Origin of the sequence: Nostoc sp. ChiQUE01b (assembly GCF_034531255.1) — a bacterium.
Taxonomy (GTDB): domain Bacteria; phylum Cyanobacteriota; class Cyanobacteriia; order Cyanobacteriales; family Nostocaceae; genus Nostoc.
Genome location: NZ_JAVRBM010000124.1, coordinates 5,707 through 18,865, shown reverse-complemented (window position 1 = coordinate 18,865; position 13,159 = coordinate 5,707). Strand labels below are relative to the sequence as shown.

19 protein-coding genes are annotated in these 13,159 nt (G+C 43.6%); 16 read left to right on the top strand and 3 right to left on the bottom strand.

Annotation, left to right across the window (positions count from 1 at the left end; translation table 11 throughout):
* The 7 genes from RMY63_RS38690 to RMY63_RS38660 all read left to right on the top strand — a co-directional run.
* Positions 1-384 (top strand): FMN-binding negative transcriptional regulator (locus RMY63_RS38690; protein ID WP_322733744.1); only part of this gene is annotated, 384 nt, incomplete at its 5' end.
* A gap of 643 nt (positions 385-1,027) precedes the next feature.
* Positions 1,028-2,392 carry an LLM class flavin-dependent oxidoreductase gene (locus RMY63_RS38685; RefSeq protein WP_322733743.1) on the top strand — a complete coding sequence of 455 codons (1,365 nt, stop codon included), beginning with the start codon at positions 1,028-1,030 and terminating at the stop codon, positions 2,390-2,392.
* A 385-nt stretch (positions 2,393-2,777) separates the two neighbouring features.
* A complete protein-coding gene (locus RMY63_RS38680) occupies positions 2,778-4,316 on the top strand; it encodes an amidohydrolase family protein (protein ID WP_322733742.1) in 1,539 nt (512 codons plus the stop codon).
* Between the two features lie 385 nt (positions 4,317-4,701).
* Positions 4,702-5,370 carry a dienelactone hydrolase family protein gene (locus tag RMY63_RS38675; protein WP_322733741.1) on the top strand — a complete coding sequence of 223 codons (669 nt, stop codon included), beginning with the start codon at positions 4,702-4,704 and terminating at the stop codon, positions 5,368-5,370.
* 308 nt (positions 5,371-5,678) lie between these two features.
* Complete coding sequence (locus RMY63_RS38670; protein WP_322733740.1) at positions 5,679-5,900, top strand: hypothetical protein; 222 nt, start codon at positions 5,679-5,681, stop codon at positions 5,898-5,900.
* A 102-nt stretch (positions 5,901-6,002) separates the two neighbouring features.
* Positions 6,003-7,001: an aldo/keto reductase gene (locus RMY63_RS38665; RefSeq protein WP_322733739.1), complete on the top strand. Its 999-nt coding sequence runs from the start codon at positions 6,003-6,005 to the stop codon at positions 6,999-7,001.
* A gap of 60 nt (positions 7,002-7,061) precedes the next feature.
* Positions 7,062-8,900 (top strand): ABC transporter ATP-binding protein, encoded by a 1,839-nt coding sequence (locus tag RMY63_RS38660; RefSeq protein ID WP_322733738.1) that lies wholly within the window; start codon positions 7,062-7,064, stop codon positions 8,898-8,900.
* 90 nt (positions 8,901-8,990) lie between these two features.
* On the opposite strand, the gene RMY63_RS38655 is transcribed toward RMY63_RS38660, so the two are convergent.
* The gene (locus RMY63_RS38655) at positions 8,991-9,131 is read right to left on the bottom strand and encodes a hypothetical protein (protein WP_322733737.1); all 141 of its coding nucleotides are present in this window, start codon (positions 9,129-9,131) and stop codon (positions 8,991-8,993) included.
* A gap of 162 nt (positions 9,132-9,293) precedes the next feature.
* Here RMY63_RS38655 and RMY63_RS38650 point away from each other — a divergent pair, with 162 nt between their 5' ends.
* Both RMY63_RS38650 and RMY63_RS38645 read left to right on the top strand, forming a co-directional pair.
* On the top strand, positions 9,294-9,584 hold the full coding sequence (locus RMY63_RS38650) for a nucleotidyltransferase family protein (RefSeq protein ID WP_322733736.1): 291 nt from the start codon (positions 9,294-9,296) through the stop codon (positions 9,582-9,584).
* Complete coding sequence (locus RMY63_RS38645) at positions 9,581-9,916, top strand: DUF86 domain-containing protein (RefSeq protein ID WP_322733735.1); 336 nt, start codon at positions 9,581-9,583, stop codon at positions 9,914-9,916. Before RMY63_RS38650 ends, RMY63_RS38645 begins: the two co-directional genes overlap by 4 nt.
* A gap of 311 nt (positions 9,917-10,227) precedes the next feature.
* On the opposite strand, the gene RMY63_RS38640 is transcribed toward RMY63_RS38645, so the two are convergent.
* Positions 10,228-10,401, bottom strand: coding sequence for a hypothetical protein (locus RMY63_RS38640; RefSeq protein WP_322733734.1), 174 nt, complete (start codon positions 10,399-10,401; stop codon positions 10,228-10,230).
* Between the two features lie 255 nt (positions 10,402-10,656).
* On the opposite strand from RMY63_RS38640, the gene RMY63_RS38635 reads away from it, so the two are divergent.
* From RMY63_RS38635 to RMY63_RS38605, 7 genes are all read left to right on the top strand, one after another.
* Positions 10,657-10,845 carry a hypothetical protein gene (locus tag RMY63_RS38635; RefSeq protein WP_094347334.1) on the top strand — a complete coding sequence of 63 codons (189 nt, stop codon included), beginning with the start codon at positions 10,657-10,659 and terminating at the stop codon, positions 10,843-10,845.
* Between the two features lie 41 nt (positions 10,846-10,886).
* A complete protein-coding gene (locus tag RMY63_RS38630; protein WP_322733733.1) occupies positions 10,887-11,117 on the top strand; it encodes a hypothetical protein in 231 nt (76 codons plus the stop codon).
* A gap of 5 nt (positions 11,118-11,122) precedes the next feature.
* Positions 11,123-11,389, top strand: a complete 267-nt coding sequence (locus RMY63_RS38625) for a type II toxin-antitoxin system RelE/ParE family toxin (RefSeq protein WP_322733732.1) — start codon at positions 11,123-11,125, stop codon at positions 11,387-11,389.
* A 101-nt stretch (positions 11,390-11,490) separates the two neighbouring features.
* A complete protein-coding gene (locus RMY63_RS38620; protein WP_322733731.1) occupies positions 11,491-11,724 on the top strand; it encodes a hypothetical protein in 234 nt (77 codons plus the stop codon).
* Positions 11,725-11,731: 7 nt separating this feature from the next.
* Positions 11,732-12,016: a type II toxin-antitoxin system VapC family toxin gene (locus RMY63_RS38615; protein ID WP_322733730.1), complete on the top strand. Its 285-nt coding sequence runs from the start codon at positions 11,732-11,734 to the stop codon at positions 12,014-12,016.
* Complete coding sequence (locus RMY63_RS38610) at positions 12,013-12,336, top strand: hypothetical protein (RefSeq protein WP_322733729.1); 324 nt, start codon at positions 12,013-12,015, stop codon at positions 12,334-12,336. The genes RMY63_RS38615 and RMY63_RS38610 overlap by 4 nt, the downstream gene beginning before the upstream one ends.
* Positions 12,255-12,704, top strand: coding sequence for an HNH endonuclease signature motif containing protein (locus RMY63_RS38605; protein ID WP_322733728.1), 450 nt, complete (start codon positions 12,255-12,257; stop codon positions 12,702-12,704). Before RMY63_RS38610 ends, RMY63_RS38605 begins: the two co-directional genes overlap by 82 nt.
* A gap of 37 nt (positions 12,705-12,741) precedes the next feature.
* Here the strand turns inward: RMY63_RS38605 and RMY63_RS38600 are convergent.
* The coding region (locus RMY63_RS38600; protein WP_322733727.1) for a tetratricopeptide repeat protein at positions 12,742-13,159 on the bottom strand (418 nt) is incomplete at its 5' end.

The window sequence follows — 13,159 nt, the reverse complement described above, 5'->3', positions numbered from 1 at the left end:
TACATTGTCGCAGTTTTTGATCCCATTTTTTCAGATTTTGTGAGAAATCCGCGCTATGGTGTGCCTCAAATTATTACCCTTGGTGATTCACCGGAATTGATGGATAAGATGATTGAGGACATGATTGACACCTATGGCTCTGAGTATAAATCTCAATGGCATAGCTTATCCGATAACTTTCGTGAGGGAATGATGAACGGCATTATTGGTTTTGAGATGACTATCACGCGGTTGGAAGGGAAATACAAACTTAGCCAAAATCGCAGTCATTTTGACCAGAGTAATGTTGCAGATGCTTTGCTACAAAGTACAGAGCCAACTGTTCATGCCATCGGTGCTGCTATGAAACAGAATCTTGAAACCAGTGAACAATTGCCAGAGTGAAAACCCGCAGTTTCTAGTCGTGGGGAGAGGTCAAGCGAACCTAGAGTATTTGTCTAACAAGCTTTGGGCATTATACATTAACTATATACTCCGTAAATAAATACTTTGTAATACTTAATGTTTGAAAAGCTAATAATTAGTATTTCATAAGATTGTGTTTGCCAGCACATCTTTTTTTGTATTGATCGTGTAGGCTCATATCTGCTGGGTAAAATTACTTGATAAATTTATGGTAATTCGAGCACCAAGCAGCAGCATCCCTAATTCTGCTGTGCTATTAAACTTGCTTACAAATCGGTTATTTGATTTTTGAGCAATTATTAGGTAACTGAACGGTAAGCTTAGTTACTAGAGAGCATTCCATGATTACATTTAGTACTGGCTCCCCCCCCATGTACCAATGGCACGAATAAAAGTGCTGACCCTTGAGATTCCTGCTTTTGGGGTGTAGGGAATTAAGAAGAGTAAAGCTAGGTTTCACACTCTCAAATGCAAAGTCTCTTAGTACTACACCCAACACCCTACCCCCTACACCCTGACAAAGGCGAGGTTTCAGTTTTTCTTCGTGCCATTCAGCTATATACAAATCAGCGATATCAACCATAGAACTACTGCTAAGGCAATTTTAAGAAAAGAAAAAAGTATGAGTATAATACGCAAAATTCGTTTAGGTGCATTCATTCAAGCTACCGGACACCATGTTTCTGCTTGGCGACACCCCGATTCACAAGCAGATGCTGGACTGAATTTCGAGCATTACAAAGAAATTACCCAAACTGCCGAACGCGGCTTATTTGATGCAGTTTTCTTAGCAGACAGTCCAGGAGTCTGGGGCGGCGCTCCAGAAACTCAGCATCGCAATGGTAAAATCGCCCATTTTGAGCCTGTCACTCTTTTCTCGGCCTTATCCTCTGTAACCCAAAACATCGGTTTCATTTCCACCGCTTCGACTACTTATGAAGAACCCTACACCTTGGCACGTAAGTTTGCTTCCCTAGACTACTTGAGTAAGGGCCGGGCCGGATGGAATGTAGTCACAACAGGCAATGAGAATGCTGCACGTAATTTCGGACTTGAGCATCACCCGGAACACAGCCAGCGTTATGAACGAGCTGAAGAGTTTGTGGAAGTGGTGAAAGGTCTATGGGATAGTTGGGAAGACGATGCTTTCATCCGTGACAAAGAATCTGGTGTCTATTTCGACCCTGATAAACTACATACATTGAACCACAAGGGCAAATATTTCTCTGTCAAAGGCCCTTTAAATGTTGGTCGTCCGCCCCAAGGTTATCCAGTGATTGTTCAGGCTGGAGCCTCGGAATCGGGACGTGACTTAGCCGCACGCACTGCCGAAGCGATTTTCACTGCTAATCAAACCTTAGCTGATGCTCAGGAATTTTATGCTGACATCAAAGGTAGGCTAGCACAATATGGGCGATCGCCAGACGATCTCAAAATTATGCCTGGTGCTTTCCCAATCATTGGCCGTACCGAATCAGAAGCTCAAGAGAAATACGAATTCCTGCAATCGTTAATCCATCCCGATGTCGCTTGGGGTATTTTAAAGAACTATTACAAAGGTGTGGATTTGTCGAAATATTCTTTAGATGATGTAGCTCCCGAATTACCCAGCGACACCAACACTAACAAAAGTCGTCTCAAACTAGTCAAAGATTTAGCTACTCGTGGCACTCTCACACTGCGTCAGTTGTATCTCTCTCTTGCTACTGCACGAGGACATCGCACCATACTCGGTACTCCTGAAACCATTGCCGACCAGCTAGAAGAATGGTTCAACAACGGTGCAGCAGATGGCTTTAATATCATGCCGCCAATCCTTCCCACAGGATTAGATGACTTTGTTAACCTAGTCGTTCCTGTCCTCCAAAAACGCGGACTGTTTCGTACTGAATACGAAGGCAGTACCTTGCGTGAAAACCTGGGATTGCCTCGTCCGACCAATCGTTTTGTTGCTAAACAACTAGATGAAAGATTGGTGTTGGTGTAAATGACTTTTCATATCTGCACTGTGCTTATATAGCAATCCGATTTGATTCGGAGAATTACTTGTAGAGACTAGGGACTGGGGAAGGTGGGGCCCCTGAAGGGGATAAGGGGTAATGGGGACTGGGAACTCTTAAGAAGGAATAAAAATGTACTGAGTTTTTTTCACGCAATCAAATATGAGTCCTATATGTAGCGTAAATGAATTTTTCACGGATGCTTAAGACATACCTTTTAAACTGTACCTTCTGTAGATCGCCGCCTTACGGAATTTGAAAATTGTAGAGAGACGCGATAAATCGCCGTCTCTACGGGAAATGTATTTGTCAATAGCAGCATTGGATGCTGAAAAAACCTGTAATTTTTGTGCCGTGGGTAAGGAAAAAAATATGACTGAATATAGCCGATTGAAGACCTCACGCTCTGCTGCAATCAGAGCAACCCTTGATTATCCAGTAATCGACACCGACGTTCACACCAATGATTTCACGCCAGCTTTTGAGGATTACATCGCTAAGTACGGCGGTGTTAAACTTGTAGATGAGTTACGTAAGACTGAAGCCTCGCGTCTCAACTCCAAGAGCAACGGCAAAGACTGGTATCAACAAACTCCTGAAGAACGTCAATACAATCGGACAATCCGATCGCCTTGGTGGGCGAGAGTTACTAAAAATACATTGGATCTCGCTACTTACACCCTCCCCGGACTCCTCTATGAGCGTCAGGCAGAGCAAGGATCGGACTACTCGGTGCTGTTTCCCAATAATGTTTTAGCACCAGCTGGAGCGAGTGCAGAGAATCGTCAAGCATTGCAACGTGCGGTCAATCACTATCATGCTGATATTTACCGGAAATATAGCGATCGCTTGACACCAGTAGCTGGTATCCCATTAACTACTCCCCAAGAAGGCATTGAGGAGTTAGAGTTTGCTGTGAAAACACTGGGCTTAAAGGTAATTAATATCACTGGCGGTGTGAAACGGCCAATCAAAGCGATCGCTGATAAATATCCAGCCGATAAATTCCCCGAAATTGCCAAGTACGCTTCTTATATCGACTTCTACGGACTAGATAGCGAATACGACTACGATCCCTTCTGGGCCAAAGTTGTGGAACTTGGCGTACCCGTCACCACCCATTACGGCAGTCAGGGCTGGACTGGTCGCTCCTCCATTAGTAACTACATGAACAACCATATCGGTCACTTTGCGGATGGTTCGGAAGCATTTGCGAAAGCGTTGTTCTTCGGCGGTGTTACCAAGCGTTTTCCGCAGTTGCGCGTAGCGATGCTGGAAGGTGGCGCAGATTGGGGTGCTCGCGTCTACATTCATTTGGTAGATCGGTTCTCTAAGCGCAATATCAAGGCGCTGCAAAACTACAATCCAGCGTTGACAAATGCCGATGAGTTGTTTGAAATATTTGAGCGCTACGGTGCAGAAATTACTCAAGGGCATTCTCTCGATAAAGACGAATTGACCAAGACTGTACTGGGAGCTTCATTCAACCGTCATAGCCGTGCACCGATTGGTAGCGAATTGGACGATTTTGCCGCAGCAGGTATTGAAACAATAGAAGACATCCGCGATCGCTGGGTGAATAGTTTCTTCTTTGGTTCTGAGTCTGACGATCGCACCATCGCTACAGCATTCAATGACAAAGCCAATCCCTTGGGAGTCAAGATCAACGCCATCTATTCATCTGATGTTGGTCACTGGGATGTGCCAGACTTGACTTCACCCTTGGCTGAAAGCTGGGATCTCGTACAAGAAGGCGTCCTGACCGAAGCTGACTTCAAATCCTATGTATTTGCTAATCCCTACAAGTTTTACACCCAAGCTAACCCGGAATTCTTCAAGGGTACAGCGATCGAATCCAAAGTAGGTAACACCGAATTCAAACAAGTAGACAAGAGTTTAGTGGTGGCATGAAGAGTGTTGAGTTCCGAGTGCTGAGTATTGAGTACTTCTTAATTCGCTCAGGACTTAAAACTTAGTGCTGAGTAGGATGAAGAGTGCTGAGTTGAAAGTGCTGTTAGCGGAAGCGGGGCGTTTAGCCCGTGCTGAGTAAAAAGACCGCCCACAATATGCGGGGTATCAACCTTCTCCCAATTACAAGATTCCGCCCACCAGGGGCAGGGCAAAAACCCAAGTGCGAAACTGCTGAGTACTTTTTCTCTTACTCAGTACTCAGCACTCAGTACTGAGTATGGTAAAAGGCAAGATGAGGGAGCAGAAAAGAAGTTGCAGTAATGTTTTTCTCCTCTGCCCCCCTGCCTCTTGTACCCAATCCCCAAATCAATTAGGAGTCACAACAATGCCTGTTGAACAACGCTCTCATGACACCAACAATGGTTTTTTGCCTTATCTTTTCTCGCCTGTTTCTGACAATGCCAACAAACCTGCACCCTTAGTACTTTTTCTACACGGAGGACGCGATCGCGGGACGGATTTGAATCTGCTACTGAAATGGGGTCTACCTCGTTTCGTAGATTTATCCGACTCCTTACCTTATGTCTTTGCTGCACCCCAGATTCTGGCTGAACAGACTTGGGCAGATCGAGCAGATGATGTGCTTACTTTGCTTGATGAACTGATCGTTTCTCAGCCTGTCGATCCAGGGCGGGTGATATTGGCTGGGTTCAGCTTAGGCTCGGCGGGTATCTGGCATCTCGCTGCTTTACATCCCGATCGCTTCGCTGGTCTGGTACCTGTGTCTGGACGTGTACCCAAAACATTAGCAGAAAGCGAACTAGCTGCACTCAAAAACATTCCCGTTCAGATATTTCAAGGTGGACAGGACAAAAATCTGCCGATTGAGGATACAGAGTATTTTGTTGAGCGCTTACGCAAAGTCGGGGGAAAAGTTGATTTGACAGTGCTAGCGGCAGGCGATCATTTTATTGCAGATGAGGTATACGGCGATCCGAAGTTACAACAGTGGCTAATTTCACAGAACCGTCGTGAAATTTCTGTAGTCGCTTGAGGTGAAAAGAAGCAGGGGAGCAGGGAGCTCTTAGCAAGGGGGAAGAAAGACACCAGACTCTTACTTGTACTTGTGGCTTGCGTCCAAGCGCTCACGCCGAAGTCCTGCCTAACATAAAAATATATAGCGTTTCCTAATCATAGTGAGGTACATCATAGCCCCCTCCACGAAATAGCGGGGAGGGGGTTGGGGGTGGGGTTCAGTACCTACTCAACCGAGAACCGCTATATTAATATCTTCTAGAATCATGAACATAATGCTTCTTCTCAAGTAAAAACCGAACTTTTTCGGCGAAATTCAGTTGACTTATGTCAGATTCTCGCAAAGAAATCAGAATTTGTTTTATTGGTGAATCCTTTGTCAATGGCACAGGCGATCCAGAGTTTCTGGGTTGGACAGGTAGAGTGTGCCGCAATGCTGAGTCAAGAGGATACGCTATCACCCATTACAATTTGGGGGTGCGAGCAGAGACAAGTCGGTATCTCAAACAACGTTGGTACTCAGAGTTTATATATCGCATAGGGTTTTAGTTTTGCGTTAGCGTTCGCGTAGCGTCTCGTAGAGAAGTGGGGCAGAACGCACGTTGCATTCTATTTAAAAATTTCCACACTTTCTCAATTAACAACATCTTTATGACCTTACCAACTACTAATCTCGGTAAAACTGGATTGACCGTTTCGCGCCTCTGTCTCGGTACTATGACCTTTGGTTTACAGACTGACGAAGAAACTTCCAGACATATCCTTGACACCGCCGCCGATGGTGGGATCAACTTTTTAGATACAGCCGACGTTTATCCCCTTGGCGGCGGGCTTACTACTGCAGGACGCACTGAAGAAATCGTTGGGCGCTGGATCAAAGGCAAACGCGAACATTTTATCTTGGCTACCAAGTGCGTCGGTCGAGTTGGCCCTGCACCTTGGGATCGGGGGGCTTCCCGGAAACATATTTTGGATGCGATCGATGCTTCTCTGCGGCGGCTGGGAACCGATTATATCGACCTGTATCAGTTGCACTCCGACGATGCTTCAACTCCCCTTGATGAAACTCTAGAAGCCCTGGATGCAGTGGTTCGTGCTGGCAAGGTGCGCTATATCGGGGTTTCCAACTTCTTAGCCTACCGACTCGCCCGCGCCTTGGGTCGTGCCGAGACGCGCAATTTAACCAAGTTCATCTCAATTCAGCCCCGCTACAACCTATTATTCCGCGAAATTGAGCGAGAACTATTGCCCCTTGCCAAAGAAGAAGGACTGGGTGTAATTTCCTACAATCCTTTGGCAGGCGGTCTACTTACGGGTAAACACAATTTTACTCAAGGCCCCACGTCAGGTACACGTTTTACGCTAGGTGCTGCCGCAGAACGTTATCAAGAACGCTACTGGCGCGATCGCGAATTTAATACTGTCGAAGATTTACGCACAGTAGCGGATCTGGCTGGATATTCCCTCACCACCTTGGCGGTAGCTTGGGTTTTGTCTAATCCCATTATCACTGCCCCCATCATTGGCGCTAGCCGTCCAGAACAACTTGCTGACAACCTCAAGGCGGTAGAACTAAAACTTGACGACAATTTGAAACAAAAGTTAGACGACATAACCGCCGAATACCGAAGGGGAGATTCTCTTCGTTAGGGATTGGGAAAGTGGCGAATAACAAATGACAAATGACAAATGACAAATGACAAATGACAAATGACAAAATCCTTTCAACGTGCTGGTGATGCACCAGATTTGCCATCAACTCCATTCAGGTTCATTTGCTATTTCGTTAACCAGTTCCGATGGTGGTATGTGTTAATGGTGATTCTGGAGGTAATACACGCAACCTGTGGCATTATGTTGCCTTATGCTATTGGCGAGATAATTCGGGGCGTGACGCGCTCGACGGGCGACAGCAAGCCTATTTTTGATGCCATGAAGCAACCCCTAATGTTATTCATCGGCTTGAGTGTGGGTGAAGTGGTATTCGGGCGATCGGCTGGACTCTTGCAGACGATTCTCCATCCGATCCACCGACAGCATATTGTGCGATCGCTATATGCCTACTTACAGCACCATTCGCATCGCTACTTAAGCAGTAGTTTTTCTGGGGCATTGGCACATCGAATTGGTGAAACTTCTCTAGGTGTTACCCAGACGATGCAAATGATGATTACTGAATTTATGCCAGTAATTGTTGTGTATACCGTCGCCACAACGATACTGTATCACGCCTATCCTCCGCTAGCTGCACTTGTGGGAATATGGGCAGTTCTCTTCATCTGTATTTCGTTCTGGCTGGCAACTCGCTGCCGATTTTACTCCCGGAAAGCCGCAGCCGCCAGAAGTGAGACAACTGGCATCATCGTAGATGCGGTCACAAATCTCACTAGTAGCCGATTGTTTGCCCGCTTGGGTTTTGAACGACGCTATTTGAATGAGCAATTAGGGCGCGAAATCAAACAGGTAAGAAAATCTAATTGGTATTCGGAGCGAATTCGCTGGTTTCAGTTCATCTCAGCAGCGATTCTGAAAATCAGCACTCTGTATTACTCACTCTCTCTTTGGAGTCAAGGAAAGATTGCTACTGCTGACTTTGTTGTCGCAACTAGCCTGTCGCTGTTGATCATCAGTGAAGCGCGTAATTTGAGCCGCCGCTTTCTGGAATTTTTTGAACATGTCGGTAATGTTGCCAATGGTGTCTTTGTCATCATTCAACCGCACGAGTTGATTGATCGTGAGAAAGCGATCGCCCACTCCATCACCCAAGGTAAGATTGAGTTTCGGCGGGTGAATTTCAACTACACAGAAGAGAAGAGAGTTTTCAACAACCTTTGTGTCACCATCCAAGCGGGACAGCGTGTCGGACTGGTGGGCTTGTCCGGCTCTGGAAAATCCACCTTTGTCAATCTGATTCTGCGTTTATTCGACCCCCAATCTGGACAGATTATTATTGATGGGATCGATATTCGAGACATGACTCAGGATGCCTTACACGCTCAAATCAGCTTAATTCCCCAAGATCCGTCTCTGTTTCATCGCACTTTGCTAGAAAATATTCGTTACGGACGCTTGGATGCAACCGATGAGGAAGTAATAGAGGCTTCACGAAAAGCTCATGCTCACGATTTCATCATCCAAAGTCAGGATGGTTACAATTCTCTGGTGGGCGAACGTGGTGTCAAGTTATCTGGAGGACAGAGACAACGGATTGTGATTGCGCGGGTAATCCTCAAAGATGCGCCGATTCTGATCTTGGATGAAGCCACCTCTAGCCTCGATTCAATCACCGAAAAAGCAATCCAAGATACCCTCGACTTAGCCATGAATGGGAAAACGGTGATCGTGGTAGCTCATCGCCTATCTACCATCGTCCATCTAGATCGGATTCTGGTGTTCGACAAAGGTCGCATTATCGAAGATGGTTCCCACGACAAACTACTAGCACTCGGCGGTGCTTACCACAGATTATGGGAAATGCAAGCAGGTGGATTTCTCCCGGAAAATCTCGACGAGATTCGCACTGGCACAGATAATATTATGTCCGCTTGATTACTAAACCCGAAGAACCCCACCCCGCCAAAGCTACGCTTTGTCTCCCCGCTTGCGGGGAGGGGATTAAGGGGTGGGGTGCAAAACTAATTATGCAGACATGATATAACGTCGAAAAGGGAATGATCGCTTGACATTTGCCACTACTTGAGGTTTATTTGCAACCAGGGAAATAACTTCGTTAAGCTGCGCGATCGCACTCAACTTGTAATCAACTACGGGCGATCGCATTTATAATTTGCTTACATATAGCAATCCGATTTGATTCGGAGAATTACTCGTAGAGACTAGGGACTGGGGATTGGGAAGAAGGAATAAAGGTGTACTGAGTTTTGTTCAAAAATCAAATAGGAATCCTATATTTGTATTGAGTTTACATATTTGTATTGAGTTATGAATATCTATGAGATATTGGGAGCCAAACGGGAAGAAATTTTGCAAATTGCGGCAAAATACGGAGCATATAATATCAGAATTTTTGGCTCAGTAGCCCGTCGTGAAGCTGATGTTAACAGCGATGTTGATTTTTTAGTTGAAATGGAGACAGGACGTAGCCTTTTTGATTTGGGTGGATTATTGATGGAGTTACAAGAAATACTTGGTTGTGAAGTCGATGTCGTCACAGAGAAGGGATTGCGATCGCGCATTCGAGAGCGAGTATTAAATGAGGCAGTTCCGTTGTGAGGGATAATAGTGAAAAGCTGCGCGATATTTTAGAAGCTATCGAACGTATCAACAAATATGCAGTTCAAGGTCGCAAAGCTTTTGAAGACAACGAACTAATTCAAACTTGGTTTATTCAACACCTACAAATTATTGGAGAAGCATCACGTGTATTATCTGCCGATATTCGTGAGGCAAATCCAGATGTTCCTTGGTCGCAAATGATTGGGATGCGAAACATTTTAACTCATAATTATTTTGAAATCGATTTAGATGTTGTTTGGTTGGTTATTGAACGGGAATTACCAAACCTTAAGCCTCAAATTGAAGCAATTTTACAAACATTATCTTGAATATTAGAGTTGCGATTCCTGCGGACAGCTTCGCTAACGCACTTCCACAAACACAAATGCGATTCCTACTGTAAGCTTTATCAAGTATACATTTCCCCCACAAATAACGTATCAACAAAGATTTTATGAAAAAAGTAAGGGTTGAAAACCTCGCCCCTGGTGGGCGAAAAAATCCTTGTCTCTCAAGGTAGGTAGAAACCTCACCCCTCGTGGGTGGCTTAGTTTAATTGCGAATTCCGAATTGCAAATTGCGAATTGCGAATTGATTTCATTTATCACCCTCATCCCCAGCTAGATAAGAATCAAGATTGCTAGCGAAATCCTCTGAAGCATTTATCTTTATTTGTTTCAATTTTGACATGAAACTCGGTTTTTTTTAGATGTTGTTTAGATTGGGCAAAATCTTGGATTAAAAGATATAGTTCATCTAGATATTCTTCGTTAAGGCTATCAATTTCAGCGTGAATTTTGTCTTTTGCAGTCATTTCTGCCTTTCCTGTAAATACCATACTCATTGTAACTTTTAAGGATAACTGGAGAGTGATCGCTCTCCCAAAACAATCAAGCAAACGCAATCGCTCTCCCAAACCAATCAAGCAAGCGCGATTCCTGCGGACAGCTTCGCTAACGCACCTCCACAAAACCAAACGCGATTCCTACTGTAAGCTTTACAAAGTATACATTTCCCCAACTCGTGAGTTGAGCCTACAATATAAAAAAGCAAGTTATCTGTAATCTCTATGGAAAAGCTCAATATTAAAGAAGAAGCTCGAAAGCTAATTGATAAATTACCTGCTAACTCAACATGGGATGACCTCATGTATGAGATTTATGTTAGGCAAGTTGTGGAAGCTGGACTTGCTGAGAGTCAAGCTGGTAAAGTAATTTCCGTACAGGAAGTTAGGGCAAAATTTGGACTACCAGAGTGAAAGTTTTATAAACATATATTTGCAATACAAGAGGTCTAAAAATGAAAAGTGAACAGGAACGCGAACAATTAATTAAAGAGATTAACATCCTGTTAAATCAAGCTTATGATAGTACTTTAGATGAAATTTACGCACTACTTCAAACAATCGAAGCAGAAGAAGAAGAGGAAGATTTAAAAGCCTACGACAAAGCCAAAGAAGAAGCCAATATTAATAATTCATTATCATGGGAAGAAGCTAAAAAAGAACTAAAAAGAGGAATCAAAAAGTAAGTTGCGTGAGTTATAAAGTTGAAATATTGAGGGGTGCATTGAAGCAACTTAAAAAAATACCGTCAGAACTTCAAGAACGTATACAAATTAAAATTGATGATTTAGCTACAGAACCACGTCCGAATGGGGTTAAAAAGCTAAAAGGGAAAGAAAATGCTTATAGAATTAGAGTAGGTGACTATCGCGTTATCTATGATATCTTCGACGATCTTCTAGTAGTGAATGTTGTGGAAGTCGGACATCGTAAAAATATTTATAAAGATGAAAGTTGACAAGCAAGAAAAACTTAGAGCGATCGCCATCTCAAAACTCCAAAACGCGATCGCATTTATAATTTAATTACATATATAAGTGGAGAATTTGGTGAAAAGCAATGTTGAAATCAGTTGAAGGTGTTTACAAACACGGCAAAATCGAACTTGTCGAATTACCATTAGATGTATTAGAAAGCCGAGTTATTGTCACATTTTTAGAGTCAGAGACAACCCGAAAACAAACCCAGATAATACAGTTTGGTATGTTTTCTGGCAAGAATCAGTCTACGGAAGAGGATTTTAAAATTACTGAATTTCACAGAGATAAAGAAGATAGCTTAGACTGGTCATAAGTAATTTATGAAGTATGTCATCGATACTCATGCACTAATTTGGTTCCTTGAAGGAAATTCCCGTTTGGGTGCAAATGCTAAAACGATTCTCTCTAATCCTGATTCTCAACTGATTACCCCCGCAACTACATTAGCTGAGGCAATTTGGATTGTCGAAAGAGGTAGAACATCTATTCCTTCCCAAACCAATCAAGCAAACGCGATCGCCCTTCCCCACAAAACCCAAATGCGATCGCATGTTTGGGTACAAAAGCTAAAATATAGAAGTTGCATTCCATATTCCAACCTATGACGACTCCCAAATTGATGATTGAACCTTCATATTGGTTAGAAACGGGAATAAAATTGGAAAAAGTCAATAATCTCAATATTTTTAAATTTACCGACGAATTACAATCTCGTTCGGATGAGCTTTTAGAAAAAAGTAAATTGGGATTAATTACAACCGAAGAAAAAGCAGAGTTAGATGGTATATCTGAATTAGCGCAAATTTTTACTTATGCTAATTCGGTTTTAGCTTCTGAATCTACATGGTCTCCAATTACATCCGAGAAATCGTTGCAGAAAGAGCAAAATACCTGTGCAAATATTGCCAATCCCCAGAATTTATAAACACAGACCGCTTCACTGTAGACCATCTTATTCCACAATCTCTGGGGGGTTCGGATGAAGTTGAAAATTTAGCTTTATGTTGTCGTCGCTGTAACGAGCGTCGTTATAATTTCATATCAGGTATCGATCCAGAAACAAAACAAGAAGTCAATTTATTTAATCCTCGAAAGCAAAAGTGGTCTGAACATTTTATTTGGTCGCTCGATTGTGTAAAAATTGTTGGTATAACCCCTATCGGTAGGGCAACTTGTAATCGGCTTGATATGAATGATGAACGTAATGGCAATGGATTTATTCAAAAATCTCGTCGGTTATGGGTTCGTGCTGGTTGGCATCCTCCCCAAGAAGATTCACGTCAGGAAAGTTAAGATTAATTGCACTATAAAACTATCACTCATATTTCCCCTACTCCGGTAAACCCTCTAAAATCTCCCGCGTCACCGTAGCCATATATTTATCCTGATACTCAACATATATCTCCAACGCTGTCTGCAAATTAGCCCTAGCTTCTGCGTAATTCTCTTGCGTTTGTGCAAGCAATCCTAATTGTCCGTAAGTGCTAGCACTCGAATAGCGATCGCCAAATTCGATTTTGATTTCCAGGGCTTGTTGATAATAATCCCGTGCCTGGTCGTATTGGCGCAACTCTTGGGCAACAATTCCCAACTGGTGGTAAGTGTTAGCAGTCGAATAGCGATCGCCAAATTCGATTTTGATTTCCAGAGTTTGTTGATAATAATCCCGTGCCTGGTCGTATTGGCGCAACAGTTGGGCAACAATTCCCAACTGGTGGTAAGTGCTAGCACTCGAATAGCGATCGCCA

Coding starts and splice junctions, on each gene's coding strand:
- RMY63_RS38620 (WP_322733731.1), top strand. CDS start 11,491: ATGTTGAAATCAGTTGAAGGTGTTTACAAACACGGCAAAATCGAACTT.
- RMY63_RS38650 (WP_322733736.1), top strand. CDS start 9,294: ATGAATATCTATGAGATATTGGGAGCCAAACGGGAAGAAATTTTGCAA.
- RMY63_RS38610 (WP_322733729.1), top strand. CDS start 12,013: ATGACGACTCCCAAATTGATGATTGAACCTTCATATTGGTTAGAAACG.
- RMY63_RS38680 (WP_322733742.1), top strand. CDS start 2,778: ATGACTGAATATAGCCGATTGAAGACCTCACGCTCTGCTGCAATCAGA.
- RMY63_RS38685 (WP_322733743.1), top strand. CDS start 1,028: ATGAGTATAATACGCAAAATTCGTTTAGGTGCATTCATTCAAGCTACC.
- RMY63_RS38615 (WP_322733730.1), top strand. CDS start 11,732: ATGAAGTATGTCATCGATACTCATGCACTAATTTGGTTCCTTGAAGGA.
- RMY63_RS38655 (WP_322733737.1), bottom strand. CDS start 9,131: ATGCGATCGCCCGTAGTTGATTACAAGTTGAGTGCGATCGCGCAGCTT.
- RMY63_RS38660 (WP_322733738.1), top strand. CDS start 7,062: ATGACAAAATCCTTTCAACGTGCTGGTGATGCACCAGATTTGCCATCA.
- RMY63_RS38605 (WP_322733728.1), top strand. CDS start 12,255: ATGGTCTCCAATTACATCCGAGAAATCGTTGCAGAAAGAGCAAAATAC.
- RMY63_RS38670 (WP_322733740.1), top strand. CDS start 5,679: ATGTCAGATTCTCGCAAAGAAATCAGAATTTGTTTTATTGGTGAATCC.
- RMY63_RS38630 (WP_322733733.1), top strand. CDS start 10,887: ATGAAAAGTGAACAGGAACGCGAACAATTAATTAAAGAGATTAACATC.
- RMY63_RS38635 (WP_094347334.1), top strand. CDS start 10,657: ATGGAAAAGCTCAATATTAAAGAAGAAGCTCGAAAGCTAATTGATAAA.
- RMY63_RS38640 (WP_322733734.1), bottom strand. CDS start 10,401: ATGACTGCAAAAGACAAAATTCACGCTGAAATTGATAGCCTTAACGAA.
- RMY63_RS38665 (WP_322733739.1), top strand. CDS start 6,003: ATGACCTTACCAACTACTAATCTCGGTAAAACTGGATTGACCGTTTCG.
- RMY63_RS38675 (WP_322733741.1), top strand. CDS start 4,702: ATGCCTGTTGAACAACGCTCTCATGACACCAACAATGGTTTTTTGCCT.